This window comes from Dyella ginsengisoli (assembly GCF_044904665.1).
In the GTDB taxonomy this organism is placed as follows: Bacteria; Pseudomonadota; Gammaproteobacteria; order Xanthomonadales; family Rhodanobacteraceae; genus Dyella_A; species Dyella_A ginsengisoli.
In genome coordinates this window covers 25,812-50,418 of the sequence record NZ_JADIKM010000006.1, presented here as the reverse complement: position 1 = coordinate 50,418, position 24,607 = coordinate 25,812, and the positions used below count along the sequence as shown (strand labels likewise).

The following is a 24,607-nucleotide window of genomic DNA, read 5'->3' as shown; positions in this document are numbered from 1 at the left end:
GGGAATGTGTTCCGCCGGATCAGGCAATGACGAACATGGGCTGGTCGAATTCCACCGGCTGGCCGTTCTCGACCAGGATGGCCTTCACCGTGCCAGCCACGTCGGCCTCGATCTGGTTGAACATCTTCATCGCCTCGATGATGCCCAGCGTCTCGCCCGCCTTGACCTGCTGGCCGACCTTGACGAAGGCCGGCGCGCCCGGCGTGGAGGAGGCGTAGAAGGTGCCGACCATCGGCGCCTTCACCACGTGTCCGGCCGGCAGTGCATCGGCGGCCGGCGCCTCGGCGACGGGCGCGGCCGGTGCGGCGGCCACGGGTGCCGCAGCCACAGCCACCGGCGCGGGTGCCGCGGCCACTGCCACGCCGCCCTTGGGCACGCGCGACAGGCGGACCACTTCCTCGCCTTCCTTGATCTCCAGCTCGGCGAGGTTGGACTCCTCGAGGAGGTCGATGAGTTTCTTGATCTTGCGCAGGTCCATGGGACAAACCTTCTTGCAGGGTTACCGCCCGCAGGCGGCTGGAAAGGATGCGAGCCGGCGCGGTGCCGGCTAGCGGACGGGTTGGGCGTCGGCGCGGGCGAGGCGGCGGATCGCCGCGTCCAGCGCCAGCCGGTAGCTGTCGCTGCCGAAACCGCCGATCACGCCCACGGCGATGTCCGCCAGGTACGAGTGGCGCCGAAACGGCTCGCGGGCGTGCACGTTGGACAGGTGTACTTCAATGAACGGAATCGCCACCGCGGCCAGCGCGTCGCGCAGGGCGATGCTGGTGTGGGTGAATGCGCCGGGGTTGAACACGATCAGCGCGGTCTGGTCGTCGCGCGCCTGGTGGATGCGGCCGATCAGCTCGTGCTCGGCGTTGGACTGGTACCAGCCCAGCTCGTGACCCGCGGCCTGCGCCTGCTCGGCCAGCGCGGCATTGATGTCGGCCAGCGTCTCGCGGCCGTAGATGTCCGGCTCGCGCACACCCAGCAGATTGAGGTTGGGGCCATGCAGGGCCAGGATCTTCGCCATGCGACTGCCTTCGCGGGAGGCCGGACGGGTCCGGAAGCGGTGCAGTGTGCTAGCCCCGCCGTGGCTTGTCCAGTTCGCCGCAGATCGGCGATGTTTGCCGGAGAAGTCCCCGTTAAACCGTGCGCGGACGTATGTGGTCGGTCCGCGCGCTCAATCCACCGGGCCGCCAGACAGCCAGCGATCGAGGGTGGCGGCGTCCAGAGGTCCGCGATGGGTGGCGAGCAGCCGGCCGTTCGCGTCGAGCAGCGCGCTGTAGGGAAGGATCTCCGCGGTATCACCCAGCTGCAGGGACGTACTGGGCGAATTGAGCTGTCCCAGCAGCACCTGGTAATGCACCGGATGGGCAGCGAGGAAGGCCTGCACGCGGGCCGGTTCGTCCATCGCGATGCCCAGCAGCGTGGTGTCCGGATGGGCGCGGGCTGCGCGATCCAGCGCCGGCATCTCGTCCAGGCACGGGCCGCACCAGCTGGCCCAGAAGTTCAGCAGCACGCGGTGGCCGCGGTAGTCGGCGAGCCGGTGCGTGCGGCCGTCCAATCCGGTCAGCGGTACATCGGGTGCCACCGCGCCGATGCTCGCCACCGTCACGCCGGCCGGCACGTGGACGAGGCGGCTGCGATGCTGCAGCCAGCCGCCGAGCGCGGCGGCCAGGGTGGCCACCAGCAGGATCATCCAGGTCGAGCGGTTGAACATCAGCGGCTGGCCTCGGTGAGGGCACGCTCGACGATGCCGCGCGTGAGCACGGTCGGCAGTTGCCTGCCTTCGCCGCCGCCCTTGGGGAACACCACGTACAGCGGCACGCCGGGCGAGTGGTATTGCTGCAGGAAGGCGGCGATGGTGGGGTTCACGTCGGTCCAGTCACCCTTCATGTAGACCGCGCCGGTCTTCGTCAGCAGGGCGCGGAAGGCGTCGGTGTCGAGCACGGCGTGCTCGTTGGCCTTGCAGGTCACGCACCAGTCGGCGGTCATGTCGACGAACACCGGCGTGCCGGCCTGGCGCAGCTCGGCCAGCTTCTGCGGGGTGTAGGCGACCACGCCCTCGACGGTCGCTGCGGCCCGGGTCGGCGCCGGCACCTGGCTCAGGTAATACAGCGGCACCGCCACGAGCACGGCCAGCACCAGCACCAGTGCGCGGCTGAAGGCACCGCGGCTGCGGCTGCGCTCGAACCACCACAGCGCCATCGCCAGCGCCACCATCGCCACCAGCAGCAGGCCGATCGCGTCGGCGCCGCGCTGGTGCGCCAGCACCCAGGCCAGCCACACCGCGGTGAGGTACATCGGGAACGCCAGCACCTGCTTGAGCGTCTCCATCCAGCGCCCCGGTCGCGGTAGCCGCCGCGCCAGCGCCGGCACGAAGCCCACCAGCAGGAACGGCAGCGCCAGGCCGATGCCCAGCATCAGGAACACCGCCAGCGCCGCGGCGATCGGCGCGGCAAAGGCGTAGGCCAGTGCGCTGCCCATGAACGGCGCCGTGCACGGGCTGGCCACCACCACCGCCAGCACGCCGGTAAAGAAGTCGCCGGCCGGACCCGAGCGATTGGCCAGCGCGGCGCCGGTATTGCCCAGCGAGGCGCCGAACTGCACCACGCCGGACATCGACAGCCCCACCGCGAACATCACGCAGGCCAGCACCGCCACCACCAGCGGCTGCTGCAGCTGCGCGCCCCAACCCAGCGCGTGGCCGGCCGAGCGCAGGCCGACGATCACCCCGCCGACCACCGCGAAGCTGCTGAGCACGCCGGCCGTGTAGAGCAGGGCGTGGCGTCGCGCGCGCGCCGGGCTCTCGCCGCTTTCCAGCACGCTGACCGCCTTGATCGACAGTACCGGCAGCACGCAGGGCATCAGGTTGAGGATCAGGCCGCCGCCGAAGGCCAGCAGCAGCGCGAGCAGCAGGCCGGTCTCCGGCGCGGCGATGGCGTCGTCTTTCGTCGCCGCTGCCGCGCCGTTAGCAGCGGCTGCCGGCAGTTCCACCTGCAGCGAGCGGGTCATCACCGGATAGCAGATGCCGCCGTCCTGGCAGCCCTGGAAGGCGGCCTGCACGGTGAGCTGGCGGCGGCCCTGCAGGTCGCCGGCAATGCCCACCGGCACCTCCACCTGGTCGAAGTACACGGTGACCTGGCCGAAGTGCTCGTCCTGGTGCGCGGTGCCGGCCGGCCAGGCCGGCACCAGCTTCAGCGCGGGCGCATCGGGCACGCTCAGCGCGGTCTGGTCGCGGTAGAGGTAATAGCCCTTGGCCATCGTCCAGCGCAGCAGCAGGCGATCCGGTGCGGTAGCCAGCGCCTCGACGCGGAAAGCCTGCTCCGCCGGCAGCGCCGCCGAACCCGCGCCCAGTGCATGGCCGGCGTCGATGGCCCGCAGTGCCGCACCAAAGCCCTGTGCCGGGGCGCTTGCCGCGCCGGCGCCGGCCGGCAGCGCCAGGTCCAGCTTCTCGGTATGCGGCGGGTAGCAGATCTTCGGATCGACCTCGTGGCAACCCTGGTACTGCACGGACAGGGTCAGGCGCGCGGTGCCGGCGGCCACCGTGTAGGGGATCTGCGCATCGATGCCGTGGTGGTAGGTCTCCACGTCGCCAAGGTATTCGTCGTGATGCTTCTCTCCGTCCGGCAGCTGCGCCTCGCCCAGGGTGACGCCGTCGCCACCGGTGAACTTCATGCGACCGCGGTAGAGGTAGTAGTCCGGCGCGATCGTCCAGTGCAGCTTGAGCACGCCCGGCTGGCTGGCGTCGGCGCTGAGCTTGTACGCCTCGGTGACGGGCAGCAGGTCCTGGGTGGATTGGGCGGATGCCGGCACGCCGGCCAGAAGCCCGGCAAGGGTGAGCAGCAGGCGGGCGGCGAACCGTCCGGAAGGCAGAGAGAGCATCACGACTCCAGGCGCAGGGCCCGTGGGGGCGGGCAGATCGTCATTATGGCCGAGGGGTGCCGACCGGTGCCGCGGCGTGCGCGCGCACCCAGTCGAGGTAGGGCGCGTGGCCGTCGGTGACGGACAGCACCACCAGCTCCGGCAGCTCGTACGGATGCAGGGCGAGCAGGCGCTCCTTCAATGCCTCGAAGCGGCCGGCGGTGGTCTTGATCACCAGCAGCACCTCCTCGTCGGTGTGCACGGCACCCTGCCAGCGGTAGGTGGAGCGCACGCCCGGGAGCTGGTTGACGCAGGCGGCGAGCGATTCCTCCACCAGCGCGCCGGCGATCTCCTGGGCCGTGGCGGTATCGGGGCAGGTGCTCAGGCAGACCAGGATGTCATCGGGCATGGTGGCGGAACCGGTGGGGAGCGGGCAGCCTAGCAAGCCCGGCCTTCCCGTGGCCTCGATTCGCTCTTGATAACCGAGGGTTACGGCCCAACTTCGCAGGCACCCCCACCGAACGCTTGCACAGGCGTGGTGCGGCGCTAAAATTGGCACTCACCGACCGTGAGTGCTAACAATGCGCCGGTCCGGGACCAATTTTCGTCAACCATCCATGAGCTGGAGCCACCCATGAGCAAACTGCGTCCGCTGCACGATCGAGTCATCGTCAAGCGCCTGGAAGAGGAGCGCGTCTCCGCCGGCGGCATCGTGATCCCCGACAGCGCCACCGAGAAGCCGACCCGCGGCAAGGTGATCGCCGCCGGTACCGGCCGCATCCTGGAAGACGGCAACGTCCGCCCGATGTCGCTGAAGGAAGGCGACACCGTGCTGTTCGGCAAGTACGCCGGCCAGGAAATCAAGATCGACGGCGAAGAGCTGGTCTTCCTGAAGGAAGACGACATCGTGGCCGTGATCGAGGGGTGAGTTGGCTGGAGCTCCGGGCTGACCGGCTGAGCGCGGATCAAAAGCGCGCACGCCAGTCGCCTTCGGCTCCTTCTGCAGCACCTCGCGACAAAGTCCATTCCTATTCAATTTTTTTGAGGCAAAAAAATCATGGCAGCTAAAGAAGTCCGCTTCGGCGAAGACGCCCGCTCGCGCATCCTCAAGGGCGTGAACACCCTGGCCAACGCGGTCAAGGTCACCCTGGGTCCCAAGGGCCGCAACGTCGTGCTCGAGAAGAGCTTCGGCGCCCCCACGATCACCAAGGACGGCGTGTCCGTCGCCAAGGAGATCGAGCTGGCCGACAAGTACGAGAACATCGGCGCGCAGATCGTCAAGGAAGCCGCTTCCAAGACCTCCGACGTGGCCGGTGACGGCACCACCACCGCCACCGTGCTGGCGCAGGCGTTCATCCAGGAAGGCCTCAAGGCCGTGGCCGCCGGCATCAACCCGATGGACCTCAAGCGCGGCATCGACAAGGCGGTGATCGCCGCCGTTGCCGAGCTGAAGAAGCTGTCCCGGCCGACCGCCGACGACAAGGCGATCGCCCAGGTCGGCACCATCTCGGCCAACAGCGACTCCAACATCGGCGACATCATCGCCACCGCGATGAAGAAGGTCGGCAAGGAAGGCGTGATCACCGTCGAGGAAGGCTCGGGCCTGGAGAACGAGCTCGACGTGGTCGAGGGCATGCAGTTCGATCGCGGCTACCTGTCGCCGTACTTCATCAACAACCAGCAGAGCCAGCAGGTGGAGATGGACGACCCGTTCATCCTCATCCACGACAAGAAGGTCTCCAACGTGCGCGAGCTGCTGCCCGTGCTCGAGGCCGTCGCCAAGGCCGGCAAGCCGCTGGTGATCGTCGCCGAGGAAGTGGAAGGCGAGGCGCTGGCCACGCTGGTGGTCAACACCATCCGCGGCATCGTCAAGGTCGCCGCCGTGAAGGCGCCGGGCTTCGGTGACCGTCGCAAGGCGATCCTGGAAGACATCGCGATCCTCACCAACGGCCAGGTCATTTCCGAGGAAGTGGGCCTGTCGCTGGAGAAGGCCACGATCAACGATCTGGGCCGTGCCAAGCGCGTGGTGATCACCAAGGAAAACACCACCATCATCGACGGTGCCGGTGAGGCGGAGCGCATCCAGTCGCGCATCGGCCAGATCAAGGCGCAGATCGAGGAGACCTCCTCCGACTACGACCGCGAGAAGCTGCAGGAGCGCGTGGCCAAGCTGGCCGGCGGCGTGGCGGTGATCAAGGTCGGTGCCGGTACCGAGATCGAGATGAAGGAAAAGAAGGCCCGCGTCGAAGACGCCCTGCACGCCACGCGCGCAGCCGTCGAAGAGGGCGTGGTGCCGGGCGGTGGCGTGGCGCTGATCCGCGCGCTGAAGGCGGTCGAAGGCCTGAAGGGCGACAACCACGAGCAGGATCTGGGCATCGCGATCACGCGTCGCGCGCTCGAGGCTCCGCTGCGCGCCATCGTCGCCAACGCCGGTGAAGAGCCGTCGGTGGTGCTGAACAAGGTCAAGGAAGGCACCGGCAACTTCGGCTACAACGCCGCCACTGGCGAGTACGGCGACATGGTGGAGATGGGCATCCTGGATCCGACCAAGGTGACCCGCTCGGCCCTGCAGCACGCTTCCTCGGTCGCCGGCCTGGCGATCACCACCGAGGCGATGGTGGTGGAAGTGCCGAAGAAGGACGAAGGCCACGGCGCCGCCGGCGGCATGGGCGGTGGCATGGGCGGCATGGGTGGCATGGACTTCTAAGTCCCGCCGCACCGCTGCGCTGCACCCACGAAAAACCCCGCTTCGGCGGGGTTTTTCTTTGTCCGGCTCGCTGACGAAACGGCGCCGATGACGTCACGGCGGCTGCCTGCAAGCGCCTCGCTTTCACGCTCGGCGATCGGGACGATGTGTGCTCCCTGCGGCCGTCGTCACCGGTCGAGCCACAGGGCGTGGGTCGACGTCCCGGATGTGGGACGTGGCTATTTCGCGAGTGGGATAGGCGGCCGCCGCCGCGTGCTCCGGCTCAGTGCGAGGCGCCGGCGCCGAGGTGAGCATCGGTTTCTAGCGCCGGCTCGCGGGCGGCCGCCTGATGCGCCATCGCACGGGTGTCCGGCGGCAGCAGTGCATCCAGCTTTCCATCCAGGCGCAGCTGGGCGACGCTGGCCATGTCGCGATCGGTGCGGGCGACCTGGGCATCTTCGCCCGTGGTGTCGGCATCGGGAGCGCGGGTCAGCGCGGCCAGTTCCGGGCCGACCAGCCGGGTGAGGGCAAAGTAGCTGTCGTCGCGGATACCGGCGCTCTGCAGCAGCAGGCCGGGCAGCATCCATGAGGCCACGGCCGTGCGCTGCGGCTTGGCGGCCTTGCGCGGATCGACCAGCAGCCACGTGCCCGGTTCGCTCAGCATGGTGCCGCCGTCGACGAAGCCGGCGGTCTGGAAGGCGTTGCTGAGCGCGGGCAGGTGATCGCCGTAGAACAGCAGCAGGGTCGGGCGCTCGCGCCTGGCGAGCACGTCGGCAAGACGCCCCAGTTCCTGGTCGGCGTGATGGATGTGATAGAGGTAATTCTGCAGCTCCAGCTTGTCCTTGCCGGTGATGCCTGGCGGTACCGGCATCGCGTCGCGCTCGGCGGTGTCGGCCGGAATGGTGTCGTACGGACCGTGCGCCTCGATGCTGATGGCGAACAGGAACTGCGGCGGACCGCTGTCCTTGAGTTGGGTGAGGATCTCGTCGGTCATGCCGCGATCGGCCATGTACTGGCCGTCATTGGCGGCGCCGGCAGGAAAGGCCGACTGCGAGACGAAACGGTCGAAGCCGATTGCCTTGAACGCGCTGGTGCGGTTCCAGAACGACGGATCGTTGCCGTGGATCGCCACCGTCTCGTAGCCGTTCGAACGCAGCGTGCGCACTAGGCCGGGCACCACCTTCGCGTTGAGCTGCAGGTAGGGGAACTGCAGGTCCGGGAAATAGCGCAGCGACAGCCCGGTCAGCACCTCGAACTCGGTACGGATGGTGCCGCCGCCGAACGTCGGCACGTGCAGCGCCCCGCTGGTGCCGTGCCTGGCCAGTCGGTCCAGGTTCGGCGTGATCTGCGAGCCCTGGTAGCCGTTGAGGATGCGCGGGTCGAAGAACGACTCGCTCTGCACCACCACGATGTCGGGCAGGCCCTCGCTGGCCGTGGCGCCGGCGACCGCCTGCTGCCGCAACGCCTCGTCGGCGCGGCCGAGTAGTTCGCGCGCCGCGGCCGTGTCGGGCTTGCGGGCGCCGTGCCCGTACTGCAGGCGATATATCATCAGCGAGCTGAGCAGCCCGGAGTGGGTGGCGGTGGAGGTGGCCGACCACGGCTCCAGCCACAGCGTGCGGCCGTTGTAGAGCCGCGTCCACGGCGTCGCGCCGGCGATCAGCGTTACCAGCAGGGCCAGCGATGCCGTGCCGGCCAGCACCCGCGGCGCGCGCGGGCTCTGCGGGAGCAGGCGCGGTTCGCGACGCCACAGCACGATGACCAGGGCGATCACCGCGAGCATCGCCAGATAAGGCCACGGGCTGTGCGGCAGATAGGCGCCCAGCACGTGGGTGCCGCCCTTGTTGAGCTGGCCGATCATGTGGAAATCGGCGGGAATCAGCGGCGTGCCGAGATTGGCTATCTTGAGATAGTTGACGGCATACACTGTGCCCTCCGCCGCCAGCGCCAGCCCGAACGAGAGCATCGCCCGGCGGGTGAAGGCCAGCAGGGCGCCGGCCAGCAACAACCCGGGCAGCGCGTTGGCCAGCACGTACACCGGCTGGTCGAACAGCCGCCGCGGCGCCACGCCGACGCCACCGTCGATCAGCCCGGTGAGCAGCACGAAGGCGAGCGCCATCAGGGCGAGCACCAGCGCGCCCTGCCAGGGGCGGCGCGATTTGCTGGAGGCGGAGAGGGCAACGGCCATGGCGTCCTGTGGTTGTCACGGAACAGACACGCGAGAGTAATTGCCCGGACATGAACCTTTCATGGGGGCGATTTCGCCGCTCGCATGGGCCGTGCCGGCGACTGCTGCGCCGTGCCGCCTGCGGCACAATGCCGGGATGACCACGCCCGAATCGCCCACGCTGCGCGCCCTGATCGATGACCGCTACGCCCAGCTCACCGCCGCCTGCCGCGCCGCTGGCGTGGCGGTGCAGGACGACGCTGGCGTGGCCGAGCGGATTCGGCGCACCCTGCTGGCCAGCGATTTCGCCTTCGAGGTGTGGCGCAGCCAGCCGCAGCTGCTCGGGCCGGCCGGGCTGGAGCGGCTGCGTTCGCCCGCCGATGCCGCCTCGCGTGCCGAGGCCCTGCGCCTGCCCGAGGACGAGCCGCAGACGCTGGCGCTGCTTCGTCGGTTTCGCCGTGCGGAGGCGTTGCGACTGGTGTTCCGCGACGTCAACGGCCTGGACGACCTGCCGGCCACCTTGTCCGACACCAGCGTGCTGTACGAAGTGCTGCTGGAACAGGCGCTGGCCTGGTGCGAACGCCAGCTCGCGGCCCGCTACGGCCACCCGCGCGGTGCGGACGGCAGCGCGCAGCGGCTGGTGGTGGTCGGCTTCGGCAAGCTCGGCGGCAGCGAGCTGAATTTCTCCTCCGACATCGACCTGGTGCTGGCCTACCCGCAGTCCGGCCAGAGCGACGGCGCGCGCAGCCTGGACAACAGCGAATACTTCGTGCGGCTGGTGCGCCAGCTGGTGCGATTGCTGAACGAGCCGACGCTGGACGGCATCTGCGCGCGGGTCGACCTGCGCCTGCGCCCGTTCGGCAGCGCCGGCCGCCTCGCGCTGCCGTTCGCCGCGATGGAGCAGTACTACCAGAGCGAGGGTCGCGACTGGGAGCGCTACGCCTGGATCAAGGCGCGCCCGGTGGCCGGCGATCGGGCAGCCGGCAAGCAACTGCAGGAGCTGCTGCGCCCGTTCGTCTACCGCAAGTACCTCGACTACACCGCCTTCGCCGGTCTGCGCGAGATGAAGGCGCTGATCGACGCGGAAGTCGCCCGCAAGGATCTGGCCGACAACCTCAAGCTCGGTCCCGGCGGCATTCGCGAGATCGAGTTCATCGTGCAGCTCACCCAGCTGATCCGCGGCGGCCGCGAGCCCTCGCTGCGCGTGCGCGGCCTGCTTCCGGCGCTCACCGCCTGCGAGGCGCGCGGGCATATCCCCGCGGCCCGCGCCCGTGCATTGCGCGAGGCCTACGTCTGCCTGCGCCGGGCGGAGAACCGCGTGCAGATGCTGCGCGACGCTCAGACCCACGACATCCCCGAGGACGCGCTCAGCCGCGAACGCATCGCGCGCGGTCTGGATCATCCCGACTGGCCGGCGCTGGAGGCCGAGCTGGCGCGCCATCGCGCGGTGGTCAGCGAGGAATTCGCCGCCGTGCTGATGCCCCAGGGCGGCCGCGCCGCCAGCGTGCCGGTGGCCGATACCGCGCTGTGGCAGGCGGCCTGCGCGGGCACGATCGAGGCCGCGGAGCTGGAGGCCTCCGGCTTTGTGCCCGGTGACGCGGTGGCCGATGCGCTGCTCAAGCTGCCGCAAGCGGCCAACGTGCGTGCCATGTCGCCCGGTTCGCGCGAGCGGCTGGACCGGCTGATGCCGCAGGTGCTGATCGCCGCGCGCCAGACCGCCGCGCCGGTGGCCTGCCTGTTGCGCCTGTGCCAGCTGGTGCAGTCGGTGGCGCGCCGGTCTTCTTATCTTGCGTTGCTGGAGGAGCAGCCGGCGGCGCGCCGTCGCCTCGCGCGGCTGTTCGCCGACCGCGCCTTCCTGGCCGAGCGGGTGATCGCCCAGCCGCTGCTGCTGGATGACGTGCTCGACCCGCGCATCGACCAGCTGCCGTTCAAGCGCGCCGACATCAGCGCCGAGATCACCCGCGTGCTGGGTACGCTGGACGAGCGCGAGGCGGAGGCCGAGCTCGAACGCATCAACGAGTTCAAGGCCAGCGTGGCGTTCCGGCTGGGGCTGGCGTTCAACGACGGCCGCGCCGATGCGGTGTCGACCGCGCGCCGGCTCGCGGCGCTGGCCGAGTCGGTGGTGGTGGCGGTCACCGCGCTGGCCGAGCGCGAGCTGGCCGTACAGCACGGCCGGCTGCCCGGCGAAGGCTCCGGCTTCGCGGTGCTCGGCTACGGCAGCCTGGGCGGCGAGGAGCTGGGCTTTGCGTCGGACCTGGACCTGGTGTTCGTCTACGACAGCCGCCGCGCCGCCGCGATGAGCGACGGCGCGCGCCCGCTGGAAGGCTCGCGCTGGTACCAGCGCCTGGCGCAGCGCGTGATGAACTGGCTCACCGTGCTCACCCGCGCCGGCCGTCTGTACGAAGTGGACACGCGGCTGCGTCCGGACGGCTCCAAGGGGCTGCTGGTATCGAGCTTCGACGCCTTCGCCGCGTACCAGCGCGGTCGCGCCTGGACGTGGGAACACCAGGCACTGCTGCGCGCGCGCGCGGTGGCCGGCGATCCGGCGCTGCATGGGGAGCTGGCGGCGCTGCGGCGAGAGATCCTCGGCGCGCCGCGCGAACGCACGGCGGTGCTGGCGGAAGTCTCCAGCATGCGCCGACGCTGGCGCGCCGAGCGCGATCGTTCCGACGATGCGCGCTTCGACCTCAAGCAGGGCCAGGGCGGCCTGCTCGACATCGAATTCGCGCTGCAGGGGCTGGTGCTGGCCACGGCGGCGAGGCATCCAGCGCTGCTCGAGGTCACCGGCAATGCCGGCTTGATCGAGGCCTGCCGTGAGGCCGGCCTGCTCGACGCGGCGCAGGCCGATGCGTTCACTCGCGTGCATGCGGAGCTGCTGCAGCGTGCGCTCACCTGCACGCTGGACCTGCGTTCGCGCATCGACGCCCGCGACGCCGCGCTGGCCTCGCTCGCCGCCGCGGTGCACGAAGTCACCGTCGCACTGGGGTTCGACTTTTACGGTTGAGCGTCGCCGCCGGCCTTCATCCGTGCCCGCACCTGTGCGGCCAGCAGTGCCGTTTCGCGCAGCGGTGCCGTTGGATCGCCGCCGTCAGCCAGATAGCCTGCTTCGTGCAACGCCTGATGAAAACGCGCGATGCGCGACGGCAGCGGCGCGGTGACCACGGTCTCCACCGGGCAGCCGACGCCGCAGGCTTCGCTGAGCATGTTCACCGAGTCGGCTGTGACCACCAGCCGGTCGGCCCAGCCCAGCACGCCGGGGTAGGGATTGGCACCGTCCGCGGCGTCGCGCCAGAACAGGCCGGGCAGCTCGTCCAGCTGGCTGCGCAGCATTTCCGCGAGTGCGGCGGGCGTGCGGCGCGAGGCGACCACCAGCATGCTGCCGCCGTCGCGCTGGTAGAGCGCGCGCAGCCGCTGGCTCAGCGTCTCGGCGTAGCGCACATCGAGCGCAATGCCCTTGCGCGGCCCGCCCAGCAGCACGCCCACGCGCGGCTGCGGCAGTTCGCCAAGCTGGGGAAACGCCTGGCGCGCATCGGCCAGCCAGGCATCGTCGATCGGATGCAGCGAGCCCAGCGGCGTGAGCACGTTCGCACCGTGCAAGCCATCGTGGCGCGGGGCAATCACGGTGTCCCAGTGCGTCGGATCGATGCGCGGATCGAGGATCTGCACCGTGTGGCAGGCGCCGTCGGAGAGCGGTCGCAGCAGGCGGGTGAACAGTGCCGCGGCCCGGCCGCAGCCGACCGCCACGCGCGGCCACGGCGGCGCGAAAAGTTCGCGCTGCGCCGCCGGCAACGCCAGCCGTCCACCGGCCAGCAGGCGCGGTGCGAACCACGACCACGGCGCGCGCGGCTCCAGCACCAGGTGCCGCACCGGCAGGCCCAGCGCGCCCGCCAGCGCCAGCGCCTGGCGCTGGTTGCCGGCGGCCTCGTCGGTGATCGCCCAGCACTCGCCGGCGGCCCTCAGCATGCGGGCGCGATCGCGGCGATTGTTTCTGGAATCTGCACAGTTCGTTCCACCGGGCGGGGTCCTGTTGGCGCAGCGACGCACGTACACTGGTCTCTTGCTGCGCCAACCGAAGGATACCCATGAGCGAGATGCTTTCCGATACCGCCCTCGATCAGCTGTTCCGCAACGCCCGCACCTTCAACGCATGGTTGCCGAAAGAGGTGAGCGACGCCCAGCTGCACCAGCTTTACGAGCTGGTGAAGTTCGGCCCGACCAGCGCCAACAGCTCGCCGATGCGGTTGGTGTTCGTGAAGTCGCCCGAGGCCAAGGCGAAGCTGGCGCCGCTGATGTCCGACGGCAATCGCGCCAAGACCATGGCCGCGCCGGTGACGGCGATCGTCGCCAACGACCACGCCTTCCACGACAAGCTGCCGCAGCTGTTTCCGCACGTCGATGCGAAGAGCTGGTTCGCCGGCAACCAGCCCTTGATCGACACCACCGCCTTCCGCAATGCCACGCTGCAGGGCGCCTACGTGATCCTGGCGGCGCGCGCGCTGGGCCTGGATTGCGGCCCGATGTCCGGCTTCGACAACGCCGGCGTGGATGCGGCGTTCTTCGCCGGCACGGCGATCAAGTCCAACTTCCTGATCAACATCGGCTACGGCGATGCCAGCCGTGATCTGTTCCCGCGCAGCCCGCGGCTGTCGTTTGACGAAGCCTGCACGATTGCCTGATTGCCCGATCTTCCGATCCGCCCGGCGCCGCGCGCCGGTTCACCCCTCACCAGGAGTCCATCCATGCGCGCCATGAAAGTCCTCGCCCTCGCCGCCCTGCTCGGTGCCAGCTTCGCCGCCCAGGCCGCGCCGGTCACCTACAAGCTCGATCCCGCCCACACGATGGTGCTGTTTAGCTGGAACCACTTCGGCTTCTCCAACCCCACCGCCAACCTCGGCATCAGCGCGGGCACCCTGGTGTATGACGAGGCCAATCCGGCCAAGTCCAGCGTGGAAGTGACTCTGCCGCTGGCCAACCTCGACACCCACGTCAGCGCGCTCGACGAGCACCTGAAGAAGCCCGACTTCTTCGACGCCGACAAGTACCCGGTGGTCACCTTCAAGAGCACCCGGGTCGAGCCGCTGGGCAACAACAAGTTCAAGGTCACCGGTGACCTCACCGTGCACGGCGTGACCAAGGCGGTGGTGCTCGACGCCACGCTCAACAAGGCCGGCATGCAGCCGATGCTGAAGGTACCGGCGGTCGGTTTCGACGCCACCGGCACGATCAAACGCTCGGATTTCGGCGTGGGCGCCTACGTGCCGAACGTGAGCGACGAAGTGCAGATCCGCATCACCACCGAGGCCGAGGCCGGCAAGGCCAAGTAAGCCGCTGCCGTTACGTTCTCGAAGCGGTCGCGCCGTGACCGGCGCGGCCGCTCTTTTTTGGCGGCCGCCCATGCGGCCGGACCCGGCGCAGGCCTTCGATCGCCCGGCGGGCTGCTACCATTGACGGCTCGACTTTCCTGTCCGGAGCCCCCCATGTCGCGCCCCTCTTCCGCGGTGACGCCGATCCTGGCAAATGCCCAAAATCGGTACGAAGTGACGCACAGCGACCTGCCGCTGTCCTGTCCGATGCCGGGCATGGCGCTGTGGAACTCCCATCCGAAGGTGTATCTGCCCATCGTCGACGACGGCGGAGAGTCCACCTGTCCCTACTGCGGCGCGCATTACGTCCTGCGCGACTGAACCGGCGCGGTGAATCCGGCGCCGGACCGCGCGTTCGGCACGATCACTGCTTGCCTCCAGGGATGAAGGCCTTCATGTCAGAGACCATGTCCGCTGCCGTCACCCGCGCCGTCCGGTCGCTGACCGTGGTTCAGCTGATTCCGGCGATGCATTCCGGCGGTGCCGAGCGATCGGCGCTGGAGATCGGTCGCGCCCTGGTGGCCGCCGGCCACCGCTCGGTGGTGATTTCCGCCGGCGGTCGGCTCACCGAGCGCCTGCAGGCCGAGGGCAGCGAGCACGTCACGCTGGATATTGGCCGCAAGTCGCTCGGCACGCTGGGCCGCATCGGCGCGCTGCGCCGGGCGCTGAAGGCGATCGATCCGGACATCGTGCACGCGCGCTCGCGCATGCCTGCGTGGATGGGCCGCTGGGCCATCCGCGGGCTGGCGCGCAAGCCGCATTTCGTCACCACGGTGCACGGGCTCAACTCGCCCGGGCGCTACAGCGCGGTGATGCTGCGCGGCGAGCGGGTGATCGCCGTCTCGCAGACGGTGCGCGCCTATGTGCTCGGGCATTACCGCTGGCTGGAACCCTCGCGCGTGCGGGTGATTCCGCGCGGCATCGATCCGGACGCGTTTCCCTACGGCCACCGCCCCGATGACGCCTGGCAGAAGGCCTTCTTCGCCCAGTTTCCGCAGCTGGCCGGCGCGCCGTTGCTCACCTTGCCGGCGCGCGGCACGCGGCTGAAGGGTCATCACGACGCGATCGAACTGGTCGCCGACCTGCGCGATCGTGGCGTCGGCACGCGGCTGCTGTTGCTCGGCGTGCTGGAGCCGGGGCGCGAGGCGTACGCCGAGGAGCTGCGCGAGCTGATCCGCCAGCGCGGGCTGCAGTCGCAGGTGGTGCTGTCGCCGCCGCGCGACGACGTGCGCGATATCTACGCCGTCTCCGCGCTGATCCTGCAGCTGTCGAACAAGCCGGAGGCGTTCGGCCGCACGGTGGTCGAGGCGCTGTCGTTGTGCCGGCCGGTGCTGGGCTACGCCCACGGCGGCGTGGGCGAGCTGCTGGCCGAACTGTATCCGGCCGGCCGCGTGCCGCTGGGCGATCGCGAAAAGCTGGTGGAGCGCGCCGCCGAACTGCTGCGCGTGGCGCCGCCGATCCCGATGCTGCAGAGCTACCGCCTGGCCGACATGCAGCAGGCCACGCTGGCGTTGTACGAGGAGTTGGTGGCGCAGCCGACCGACTGATCGAGCCTGGCCGTGGGACGGTCCCGCGACGGGGCGCCGGCTCGCCTACAATGCCGGTCACCTTTGCGCTGGTCCGTGCATGTCCTCGCTCTCCGTTTCCCTCCGCGCCGCCCTGCGGTCGCCGCTGCTTCCCTTCTGGCTGGTGGTGGCGCTGCTGCCGTTCGGCCGCAGCGCCGAGCTGGGCACCGCGCTGTGCCTGTTCGGCACCGTCATGCTGTTCCTGCGCTTTCCGCACGCGTTACAGCAGCACGAGGGGGCGCGCTGCCTGCTGCTGATCCTGGCCGGCTACGTCGGCGCGGCGCTGATCTCCTCGTTCGATGCGGTGGCGCCCGGCAAGAGCTGGGCGACCGTGGCCGGATTGCTGCGCTTCGCGCCGCTGGGGCTGTATGCCTGCTTTGCGCTGCGGCGGGTGCCGCGCGTGCGCACGATGTATTTCGCGGTCGCCGCGGTGATCGCACTGTGGGCGCTGGATGCCTGGGTGCAGGCGCTGACCGGCTGGAGCCTGGGCGGCCATGCCGAGGCCGAGCGCATCTCCGGCATCTTCGGCGCCGACAATCTCAAGCTCGGTCCGACGCTGGCGGTGCTGTCGCCGTTCGCGCTGTGGGCCGCGCGCGAGCGCTGGGGCGCGCGCGTCATGTGGTTGGTCGCGGTGCTGCTGCTCGGCCCGGTGCTGCTCGCTGGCGCGCGTGCGGCGTGGCTGTGCTACGGCCTCGTGGTGCTGGCGTTTGCCTGGCGCGAGGCGGGCTCGTTCCGGCGCTTCGCGCTGTTCGGCGTAGGCGCCGCGGCGGTGCTGGCGCTGGCCGGCGCGATCGCGTGGCAGACCTCGCTACGCTTCCATGCGCGCATGGAGCGTACGGTCGCGGCGTTCGGCGGCAGCGAGCAGGGCGTGGACGTGGCGCTCAGCGGCCGGCTCGACATCTGGCATGCCAGCCTGCGCATGGCCGCCGCGCATCCGTTCAACGGCGTGGGCGTGCGCGGCTTCCGCTATGCATACCCGCAGTACGCGCCGGCCAACGACCATTTCGTGGTGGGCGAATCCTGCGGCGCGGGCGAGGGCGCCTGCCACGCGCACCAGATCGTGCTGGAGGTGCTGACCGAGACCGGCGCGATCGGCCTGGCGCTGTGGCTGGCTGCACTGGTGGTAGCGCTGCGCTACTGGCGCCGCGCGGGTGCGGCCGCGCGGGCGCAGGCGTTTCCGGTGACGGTGGCGCTGGGCGTGATGCTGTTTCCGCTCAACACCCACCTGGCGTTCTATTCGGCATGGTGGGGGCTGCTGTTTGCCTGGCTGCTCGGCCTGTGGTGCGCCGCGCTGGGCGCGTTGCCCGACCAGGAGGTGAGCGCGTGACGCGTGAGCCGCTGTCGGTGGTGGTGATCACCTACAACAACGCCGACACGCTGGACGCCTGCCTGCGCGAGGTCGACTGGGCCGAGGAGATCGTGGTGCTGGATTCGGGCTCCACCGACGCCACCGTCGCCATCGCCGAACGCCACGGCGCGCGCGTGGCGGTGCATCCGTTCGACGACTACGGCCCGCAGAAGCAGCGCGCGATCGACATGGCGCGCCACGACTGGGTGCTGAATCTCGACGCCGACGAAATCCTTTCTCCCGGCACGCGCGAAGTGATCGAGCGCGCGCTGCAGCACCCGCGCCACGCCGGCTTCCGGCTGCCGCGGCGCGAGCGGATGTTCTGGACCGTGCAGCACCGGCGCAGCTGGCGCAACGGCCACCTGCGCCTGTTCGATCGCCGTCGTGGCCGCATGAACGACGTGGACGTGCATGCCGCGGTGGAAGTGGACGGCCCGGTGAAAACCCTGCGCGCGGCCGACTTCGTCAACGACGGCGACAGCGACATCGCCACGCGCGTGGAGAAGATCAACCGCTACACGACCGGCATGGTGGCCTACAAGCTGCGCAAGCGGCAGCGTTTCACCGGCCTGCGCATGGTGTTCTACCCGCCGGTGTTCTTCCTGCGCCAGTACATCGGCAAGCGCTACTTCCTCAACGGCTGGGCGGGCTTCATCGCCAGCGTCACCGGCGCGTTCTACGCCTTCCTGAAGTACGCCAAGCTGCACGAGGCGCGCGAGCAGGCACGCCTCATCGCGCGGGCGAATCGATCCGACTGACCGCCGGGGAATCGGCCCGATGGGCCGCCGCATCCAGTTGCGCCACGAACTGGGCGGCGATGACATCGGTGGAAAAGTGCTGCTGCACGAAGCTGCGCGCATGCTGGCTCATGTGATCGCGGGTCCGCTCGTCGCACAGGTCGAGGATCGCATTGCGCCAGGCAGGCACATTCCCCGGAGGCAGCAGGCGGCCCGTCTCGCCGGGCGACAGCGATTCCGGCACGCCGCCGATGTCGCTGGCCAGCACCGGGATGCCGCAGGCCTGCGCCTCGATCGAGACCCGGCCGAACGTCTCGGTCGCGACCGAGGGAAAGGCGAGCATCGAGAAGCTGGAGAAGTAGCCGGTCGTGTCGTCACTCCAGCCGGTGAAGTGATGGCGCGCGGCGGTGTCCGGCATGGTTGACGCGGCGGCACGCAGCGCGGCGGCGTCAGGACCGTCGCCGACCCATAGGCAGTGCAGCCTGGGCTCGGCGCGCATGGCCTGCTGCGCGGCCTCCAGCAAGGGAAAGATCCCCTTGCCCCCGTGCATGCGACCGGCGTAGCCCAGCACCACGGCGTCCTGCGGGATGCCGAGCGACGATCGCACGGCCCTGCCGCGAGCCGGGTCGGGGCGGAACAGCGCGGTATTCACCGGGTTGTACAGCACCTGCACCGCATGGGGCGGCACGCCCTTCGCCAAGTATGCATCGCGCGCATGCCTGGAGACCGCGAAGAAGCGCTGGGCGAGCCGCGGCAGGAAGAACGCCGAGAACCGCTTCATCGCCGGCGTGCGGTGGCGGAACAGCGCGACCGGGATGCCGTGGGTGCGACCCAGCAACACCAGCGGCCAGTACTCCTTGCCGAAATTGCCGACCAGCCAGTCCGGTTGCGCGTCGCGGATGACGCGCCGGACGGCGGCATAGCCGCGCGGATCGAGCGCATTGCGGAATCGTCCCGCATGGCGGCGTACGCCGCTGTAGGCCAGGCCGTGCCAGATCAGCGAATCGGGGCACAGCACGGCATCCACCTCGTGGCCGTTCGCCACCAGCCCTTGGGCAAGCGCCACGAAATGCGTGGCCGCTCCGGTGTTTTCCGGGTGGGTACCGACAAACAGGAATTTCATGACCGGCGATCCTCGTAGCCGGTAAAGGCGCGCAGGGCAAACGGCAGCAGCCAGTGATGTCGCGCCACCTGCACCCGCGGCAGCTGGAACAGGTCCATGCCCGGCCGGGCACGTCCGCGGCGCGTGGTGGTGGCGGCGAGGTAACCCGCTTCGCGGGCGGCCTCGGCCACGCGCGCGTCGACATCCCCGTAGGGGTAGCAGAACTGCCGAACCGGCGTGCCGAGGATGTCTTCCAGCGCGTGCCGGCTGCCGCGCACCTCGTCGCGCAGGGCGGCATCGCTGCAGCCGGTCAGGCGCGGGTGGCTCCGGCTGTGCGCCCCCACTTCCATGCCCGCGGCCTGCCAGCCGCGGAGCTGGCCGGTGGTCATGATCGGCTTGTCGATCCCCAGCCGAGCGGCATCCCAGCGGTTGTGGCTGCCCAACGCATCGCTGACGGCGTAGCAGGTGGCGGTGAACCCGTACTCGCGCAGCAGGGGCAGCGCGTGCTGCAGGTTGTCGACGTAGCCATCATCGAGCGTGATCACCACGACGCGCCCGCGCTGTTCGCCGGTGAGATAAGGCATGGCATCGGCCATCGACAGCCCGCGATAGCCGGCACGGCGAAGGAGTGCGAGCTGACGCGCGAAGGCGCCAGGCGCCACGTAAAGGCTGCGATATACCTGCAGGTGGCGCGGTGCGCGCGCCACGTTGTGATACATCAGGATCGGTACGGCGACGCCGGACCGATCGGAGGTGAGCTGGCTGATCATGACGCGACCCGGTGACGACGTGCTTCGCCGCCGGATGCTCGGCCGTAGTCCCGCGACGAAGCGTTGATTCGAGGACGCGGATCGTCGGCTGGATGCCTTTCAACGGCCTGTCTGCGCCGTCTTCGGCGTGCGTCAGTACACCGGCGGCATGCCGTCCGGGCGGGTCTTGAAGCGCTTGTGCACCCACAGATACTGCTCGGGCGCTTCGCGCACCATCTGCTCGATGCAGGCATTCACGCGGGCGGTGTCCTCCAGCACGTCGTCGCTGGGCACGTGCTCGAGCGGAGCGCCGAGGCGCAGTGCGTAGCCGCCGTTGTCCGGCAGGCGGCGATGGAAGAACGGGATCACCACCGCGTTGCCCATGCGCGCCAGATGGTGGGTGGCGGTGATGGTGGCGGCCGGCACGCCGAAGAACGGCACGAACACGCTGTCCTTGCTGCGCATGTCCTGGTCGGGCGCGTACCAGAGCGTGCCGCCGCCGCGCAGATATTTCACCGTGCCGCGGATGTCGTCCTTCTCGAACATGGCGTCGGCGTAGCGCAGACGCGCGCGCAGCACCGCCCACTCGAACACCGCCGAGTCCATGCGCCGGTACATGCCGGCGATGCGGATGCGCTGCGACACCAGTCGCGCGCACAGCTCCAGATGCGAGAAGTGGCCGCCGACCAGCAGCACGCCCTTGCCCGCGGCGCGGGCGCGTTCGAGATGCTCCAGCCCTTCCACCGACAGCGGCAGGCGGGCGATCGCCTCGTCGCGGCCCATCCAGCCCAGTGCAAATTCCACCAGCATCAGGCCGATGTCGCGCAGGTGCGCGTTGACCAGCGCGGCCTGCTGCGCCCGATCCAGCTCGGGGAAACACAGCGCGATGTTGGCCTCGGCCACCGGGCGTCGGGCCGAGTCGATGCGCATGGCCAGCCCACCGAGCCAGCGGCCCACGCGCATCAACGCCGGATAGGGCAGCCGCGCGATCAGCCAGATCACGCCCAATCCGGCCCAGGCGGGCCAGTGGCGTGGAGCGAGCAGGGAACGGTCGAAGGAGGGGCGGTGCATGCCGGGCATCGCGCCATTGTAGCGAGTGGCATCGGGCCGGACCGCGCGACGGGCCGTTTATACTGGCCGCCCGCCACAGGGGGCCGGCCGTTGCGCTTTCTCTATACCTTGCTGATGTATCTGGCCACGCCGGTGATCGTGCTGCGCCTGCTGACGCGCGGCATGCGCCACGGCAGCTATCACCAGCGGTGGCCGGAGCGCTTCGGCGTGTTTCCCGCGCCGGGCCTGAGTGGCTCGCTGTGGGTGCATGCGGTGTCGGTGGGTGAGGTGAATGCGGCCGAGCCGCTGATCAAGGCGCTCAAGCGCGCGTATCCGCAGGCGCCGCTGGTGGTCACCACGGTGACGCCGACGGGCTCGGAGCGCGTGCGCCAGCTGTTCGGCGACGCCGTGTTCCACGTCTACCTGCCGTACGACCTGCCATTTGCGGTGCGCCGTTTCCTGCATCGCGTGCGGCCGCGGCTGGCGATCATCGTCGAGACCGAGATCTGGCCGAACCTCTATTTCGCCTGCCATCGGCGCGGCATCCCGCTGATGATCGTCAATGCGCGGCTGTCGGAGCGTTCGCTGCGTGGCTATCGTCCCGCGCGTGGCCTGGTGCGCGCGGCGCTGCGCTGCGTGAGTCACGTGTCCGCACAGTCGCGCACCGACGCGGCGCGCTACCGCATGCTGGGGGCGCCGTCGGACAAGGTCGTGGTCAGCGGCAACCTCAAGTTCGACATGCCGGTGCCCGAGCACGCGCAGGAGCAGGGCGAAGCCTTGCGCGTGCAGTGGGGTCCGCTGCGCCCTGTGTGGATGGCCGCCAGCACCCACGAGGGCGAGGAGCTGGCCGTGCTGGAGGCGCACCTGGAGGTGCTGCAGCGCTTCCCCGATGCGCTGCTGCTGCTGGCGCCGCGCCATCCGGACCGCTTTCGCCTGGTCGAGCACCTGGTGCGCAACCTGGGCTTTTCAGCGGGCACGCGCAGCGGCGATCGCGTGCCCGCGCCGGTGCATCAGGTGTTCGTGATCGACGCGATGGGTGAGCTGATGCCGTTCTTCGCCGCGTCCGATCTCGCCTTCGTTGGCGGCAGTCTGGTGCCGATCGGCGGACACAATGTGCTGGAGCCGGCGGCACTTTCACGGCCGGTGCTGGTGGGTCCGCATACGTTCAATTTCGACGACATCACGCAAACCATGGTTCAGCAGGGCGGCGCGCAGCGCGTGGCCAGCAGCGACGCGCTCGGCGCGGCTGTGCTGCAGTTGTTGCGTGATCGGCCGTCGCTGCACCGGATGGGCGAGCGCGCCCATGCCGTGTTCGACAGCGAGCAGGGTGCGGTGCGCCGCGTGATGACGCTCATCGATCACACGCTGGGCGAATAGCCCAAGAAGAAGCCGGGCCTCGCGGCCCGGCTTCATGTTCACGTCACGTCGAAAGGCCCGTCATTCGAGCAGGGCGTTGATCGACTCGATGTCCTTGAGGTCTGCCGTGCCGGTTGCCTGCTTGAGCAGCAGCTTGTCCAGGATGAACTGGTGGCGCGCCTGCGAGTACTGGCTCTCGGACGAGGTCAGCGTCTGGATCGCGGTGAGCACGTCGAGGATGGTCTTGGTGCCGACGCTGAAGCCCGCACGGGTGGCGTCGAGCGCCTTCTGGCCCGCATCCACCGCGGACTTGGCGGCCTCGACCTGGCTGATGCCGGCAATCACCGAGCGGTAGTAGTTCAGCGTGTCGCGGGTGACCTGGCGACGCTGGACTTCCAGCGTGTCCTGCGCGGCGTCGCGCTGGTAGATGGACTGACGCACGCGCGACTGCGTGGCGCCGCCCTCGAAGATCGGCACCGACAGCGTGAGGCCGATGGTGGTGGAGCTCGGCTGGCGGAAGTGCAGGTTGGAGTTCTGGTACCAGGTGGCGCTCTTGCCGTAGCTCACGTTGGCGTTGATGGTCGGCAGGTGCCCGGCGCGCGCGGCGGAGATGCTGTGCTCGGCCGCCTCCACGCTGTACTTCTCCGAGAGGATGTTCGGATTGTTCTGCAGCGCCTGGTCCACCCACGCCTTCTGGTCGTTCGGCACGGGCGGGCTCATCGGCAGGTCGTCGCGCAGCTTCTTCAGCTCGCCGGTCGGCTTGCCGGTGATCTGCGCCAGCGCCTCGCGGGCGTCATCCAGCGTGTTGCTGGCGGAGATCGTCTGCGCTTTGGCCGACTCGTAGAACGACTTGGCCTGGTAGACGTCGGTGATGGCGGACAGGCCCACCTTGAAGCGCTGGTCTGACTGCTCGTACTGCTGCTTATAGGCCTCCTCGTTCGCCTTGGCGAAGGCGAGGGCGTCCTGGCTGGTCAGCACGTTGAAGTACGCGGTGGAGACGCGCACGAACAGATCCTGCAGCGCCGCCTGGTACAGCGCGTCCTGCGCACTGGCCTGCGAATGCGCTGCCTTCAGGTCGGCGATCTTGCTCAGGTCGAGCACGGTCTGACTGAGGTTGCCGGAGATGTCGCGGGTGCGCGAATGGCCGGGGTTGGCGGTGGTCTGCACGACCTGCCCGGTATTGGGATCACGCGTGACGCTACTGCCGCTGCTGGTGGTCTGGCTCAAGGACAGGCCGGCCGACAGCTGCGGCAACAACAGCGCGCGTGCCTGGTTCACGTTTTCACCCACCGAGAGGCGCTGCGCGTCCGCCTGCGAGAGCACCGGGTCGTTGGCGCGCGCTTCTCGATATGCATCCAGCAAATCCTCGCCATGGCTGGGCAGGGAGATTGCCGACAGGGCCAGGGCCAGGGACAGAAGCTTCAAACGCATGGGGTGCCTCGTGGGGATGGTCTTGGGGAGGTCAAAAAACGAATCGGCGCGTCGGCTCGGCGTGCACCAGGTAGGGGAGATCGGTTTCCAGCAGCACTTCGTCGCGGTAGCGGCCGTTGCCTTCCTGGGTAAGCAGCGCCACCTGCTGTGCCGGCGAGGCGCCGCGGATCACCAGCAGGCGACCGCCCGGCTTGAGCCAGGCCAGCATGCGCTCGGGCAGCTGTGCCACGGCACCGGTCAGCACGACCGCGTCGAACTGGCCCTGCGGTTGCCAGTCGAGCACGGCGTCGCCGGTGGCCAGCGTGGCGTTGCTGACGCCCGCGGCCGCCAACCGCGCACCGGCTCCGGCGGTGAAGTCGGCATGGATGTCCACACTCACCACTTCACCAGCCAGACCCGCCAGGCAGGCGGTGAGAAAGCCCGAGCCGGTGCCCACTTCCAGCACACGGTCGGTGGGCGCCAGCTCCAGCGCCTGCAGCACGCGACCTTCGAGCACGGGCTTCATCATCACTTCACCGTGGCCGAGCGGAAGGCAGACATCGGCAAACGCCAGCTGCCGATGCTCGGCGGCGACGAAATCCTCACGGCGCACGCGGCCCAGCACCTCAAGCACTCGCGCATCAAGGACTTCCCAGGGACGCACCTGGTTTTCCACCATGTTCTGCCGCGCCTGCTCGAAGTTCATCGCCATGTTCAGCCACGTCCCGTACAAATCGGAAAAGGTCAAAAAGGATAAGCGCTTAGGTCATTTCCGACAATCGCTAGCCTGCGGGCTGCGACGGCATGGCCGAAGTGCCGGAAGTCATCGCGCGCGGCTGACGGAAGTCATGCGTGGCGCGGTGTCCGCGGACAATCACGCGCTGAGTCGCCGGCTGGCGGTCAGTGCCTCGGCGGCGGTGGGAAGACGCTTCAACGCCTCTTGGATGCTGCGATGGAGTGCACCCTCCAACTGGCGCAGGCGGGCCTCCAGCGCGGCTCTTCCGCGGCTCTGCTCGGCCACCAGCAGCCACGCCAGCCAGCGTGCCAGCCGGTGGCGGTCGGCCGCATCCAGCTGACCTATTGCCGCACGTGCCCGGAACGCGAGCTGCCTCACGGCACCATGGCCCGACTCCAGCCATGGCGCGAGCGTGCGCTGGGCATGGCGATACACTGGCGACAGTGCCAGTTCGGCAAGCGTGGTCTGCATGGTTGACTTTCCGCGCATTGGAAATAA

23 protein-coding genes are annotated in these 24,607 nt (G+C 69.4%); 10 read left to right on the top strand and 13 right to left on the bottom strand.

The genetic code is table 11. The features are described from left to right. Positions 1-19 precede the first annotated feature (19 nt). The 5 genes from accB to cutA form a co-directional block, all read right to left on the bottom strand. Positions 20-478: an acetyl-CoA carboxylase biotin carboxyl carrier protein gene (gene accB, locus ISP17_RS17595; RefSeq protein WP_404635497.1), complete on the bottom strand. Its 459-nt coding sequence runs from the start codon at positions 476-478 to the stop codon at positions 20-22. 69 nt (positions 479-547) lie between these two features. Then, positions 548-1,009: a type II 3-dehydroquinate dehydratase gene (aroQ, locus tag ISP17_RS17590; RefSeq protein WP_404635495.1), complete on the bottom strand. Its 462-nt coding sequence runs from the start codon at positions 1,007-1,009 to the stop codon at positions 548-550. A 150-nt stretch (positions 1,010-1,159) separates the two neighbouring features. Then, positions 1,160-1,699, bottom strand: a complete 540-nt coding sequence (locus tag ISP17_RS17585) for a TlpA family protein disulfide reductase (RefSeq protein ID WP_404635493.1) — start codon at positions 1,697-1,699, stop codon at positions 1,160-1,162. Next, complete coding sequence (locus ISP17_RS17580) at positions 1,699-3,864, bottom strand: protein-disulfide reductase DsbD family protein (protein ID WP_404635491.1); 2,166 nt, start codon at positions 3,862-3,864, stop codon at positions 1,699-1,701. Before ISP17_RS17580 ends, ISP17_RS17585 begins: the two co-directional genes overlap by 1 nt. Positions 3,865-3,907: 43 nt before the next feature. Continuing rightward, a complete protein-coding gene (cutA, locus tag ISP17_RS17575) occupies positions 3,908-4,252 on the bottom strand; it encodes a divalent-cation tolerance protein CutA (RefSeq protein ID WP_404635489.1) in 345 nt (114 codons plus the stop codon). A gap of 225 nt (positions 4,253-4,477) precedes the next feature. Here cutA and groES point away from each other — a divergent pair, with 225 nt between their 5' ends. Together groES and groL are read left to right on the top strand one after the other, a co-directional pair. Further along, complete coding sequence (gene groES / locus ISP17_RS17570) at positions 4,478-4,771, top strand: co-chaperone GroES (protein WP_231321790.1); 294 nt, start codon at positions 4,478-4,480, stop codon at positions 4,769-4,771. A gap of 129 nt (positions 4,772-4,900) precedes the next feature. Beyond that, complete coding sequence (gene groL / locus ISP17_RS17565) at positions 4,901-6,550, top strand: chaperonin GroEL (RefSeq protein ID WP_404635486.1); 1,650 nt, start codon at positions 4,901-4,903, stop codon at positions 6,548-6,550. 262 nt (positions 6,551-6,812) lie between these two features. Here the strand turns inward: groL and ISP17_RS17560 are convergent, their stop codons facing one another. Next, on the bottom strand, positions 6,813-8,714 hold the full coding sequence (locus tag ISP17_RS17560) for an LTA synthase family protein (RefSeq protein WP_404635485.1): 1,902 nt from the start codon (positions 8,712-8,714) through the stop codon (positions 6,813-6,815). Positions 8,715-8,850: 136 nt separating this feature from the next. On the opposite strand from ISP17_RS17560, the gene glnE reads away from it, so the two are divergent. Beyond that, complete coding sequence (gene glnE, locus ISP17_RS17555) at positions 8,851-11,697, top strand: bifunctional [glutamate--ammonia ligase]-adenylyl-L-tyrosine phosphorylase/[glutamate--ammonia-ligase] adenylyltransferase (protein WP_404635483.1); 2,847 nt, start codon at positions 8,851-8,853, stop codon at positions 11,695-11,697. Here glnE and ISP17_RS17550 read toward each other — a convergent pair. Then, a complete protein-coding gene (locus tag ISP17_RS17550) occupies positions 11,688-12,656 on the bottom strand; it encodes a mitochondrial fission ELM1 family protein (protein ID WP_404635481.1) in 969 nt (322 codons plus the stop codon). The two genes, glnE and ISP17_RS17550, sit on opposite strands and share 10 nt — an antisense overlap. Before the next feature lie 119 nt (positions 12,657-12,775). Here ISP17_RS17550 and ISP17_RS17545 point away from each other — a divergent pair, with 119 nt between their 5' ends. From ISP17_RS17545 to ISP17_RS17520, 6 genes are all read left to right on the top strand, one after another. Continuing rightward, a complete protein-coding gene (locus ISP17_RS17545) occupies positions 12,776-13,369 on the top strand; it encodes a malonic semialdehyde reductase (RefSeq protein WP_404635479.1) in 594 nt (197 codons plus the stop codon). 63 nt (positions 13,370-13,432) lie between these two features. Next, positions 13,433-14,017, top strand: a complete 585-nt coding sequence (locus ISP17_RS17540; protein ID WP_404635477.1) for a YceI family protein — start codon at positions 13,433-13,435, stop codon at positions 14,015-14,017. A gap of 153 nt (positions 14,018-14,170) precedes the next feature. Continuing rightward, a complete protein-coding gene (locus ISP17_RS17535; RefSeq protein ID WP_404635475.1) occupies positions 14,171-14,377 on the top strand; it encodes a zinc-finger domain-containing protein in 207 nt (68 codons plus the stop codon). A 62-nt stretch (positions 14,378-14,439) separates the two neighbouring features. Then, positions 14,440-15,603 (top strand): glycosyltransferase, encoded by a 1,164-nt coding sequence (locus tag ISP17_RS17530; RefSeq protein WP_404636048.1) that lies wholly within the window; start codon positions 14,440-14,442, stop codon positions 15,601-15,603. 79 nt (positions 15,604-15,682) lie between these two features. Next, complete coding sequence (locus ISP17_RS17525) at positions 15,683-16,948, top strand: O-antigen ligase family protein (RefSeq protein ID WP_404635473.1); 1,266 nt, start codon at positions 15,683-15,685, stop codon at positions 16,946-16,948. Beyond that, on the top strand, positions 16,945-17,727 hold the full coding sequence (locus tag ISP17_RS17520; RefSeq protein ID WP_404635471.1) for a glycosyltransferase family 2 protein: 783 nt from the start codon (positions 16,945-16,947) through the stop codon (positions 17,725-17,727). Before ISP17_RS17525 ends, ISP17_RS17520 begins: the two co-directional genes overlap by 4 nt. Here ISP17_RS17520 and ISP17_RS17515 read toward each other — a convergent pair. From ISP17_RS17515 to lpxL, 3 genes are all read right to left on the bottom strand, one after another. After that, positions 17,699-18,829, bottom strand: coding sequence for a glycosyltransferase family 4 protein (locus ISP17_RS17515; RefSeq protein WP_404635469.1), 1,131 nt, complete (start codon positions 18,827-18,829; stop codon positions 17,699-17,701). The genes ISP17_RS17520 and ISP17_RS17515 overlap by 29 nt on opposite strands. Next, entirely contained in the window at positions 18,826-19,578 is a 753-nt protein-coding gene (locus ISP17_RS17510; protein WP_404635467.1) for a polysaccharide deacetylase family protein, read from the bottom strand. Before ISP17_RS17510 ends, ISP17_RS17515 begins: the two co-directional genes overlap by 4 nt. 132 nt (positions 19,579-19,710) lie before the next feature. Next, a complete protein-coding gene (lpxL, locus tag ISP17_RS17505) occupies positions 19,711-20,628 on the bottom strand; it encodes an LpxL/LpxP family Kdo(2)-lipid IV(A) lauroyl/palmitoleoyl acyltransferase (protein WP_449757879.1) in 918 nt (305 codons plus the stop codon). A 90-nt stretch (positions 20,629-20,718) separates the two neighbouring features. Here lpxL and waaA point away from each other — a divergent pair, with 90 nt between their 5' ends. Beyond that, positions 20,719-21,984: a lipid IV(A) 3-deoxy-D-manno-octulosonic acid transferase gene (gene waaA / locus ISP17_RS17500; protein ID WP_404635463.1), complete on the top strand. Its 1,266-nt coding sequence runs from the start codon at positions 20,719-20,721 to the stop codon at positions 21,982-21,984. Between the two features lie 60 nt (positions 21,985-22,044). Here the strand turns inward: waaA and ISP17_RS17495 are convergent, their stop codons facing one another. The 3 genes from ISP17_RS17495 to ISP17_RS17485 all read right to left on the bottom strand — a co-directional run bounded on the left by ISP17_RS17495 (position 22,045) and on the right by ISP17_RS17485 (position 24,580). Further along, positions 22,045-23,394, bottom strand: coding sequence for a TolC family outer membrane protein (locus tag ISP17_RS17495; protein ID WP_404635461.1), 1,350 nt, complete (start codon positions 23,392-23,394; stop codon positions 22,045-22,047). A 31-nt stretch (positions 23,395-23,425) separates the two neighbouring features. Next, entirely contained in the window at positions 23,426-24,085 is a 660-nt protein-coding gene (locus tag ISP17_RS17490; protein ID WP_404635459.1) for a protein-L-isoaspartate O-methyltransferase family protein, read from the bottom strand. 162 nt (positions 24,086-24,247) lie between these two features. Then, positions 24,248-24,580, bottom strand: a complete 333-nt coding sequence (locus ISP17_RS17485) for a hypothetical protein (protein WP_404635457.1) — start codon at positions 24,578-24,580, stop codon at positions 24,248-24,250. Between the last annotated feature and the right edge of the window lie 27 nt (positions 24,581-24,607).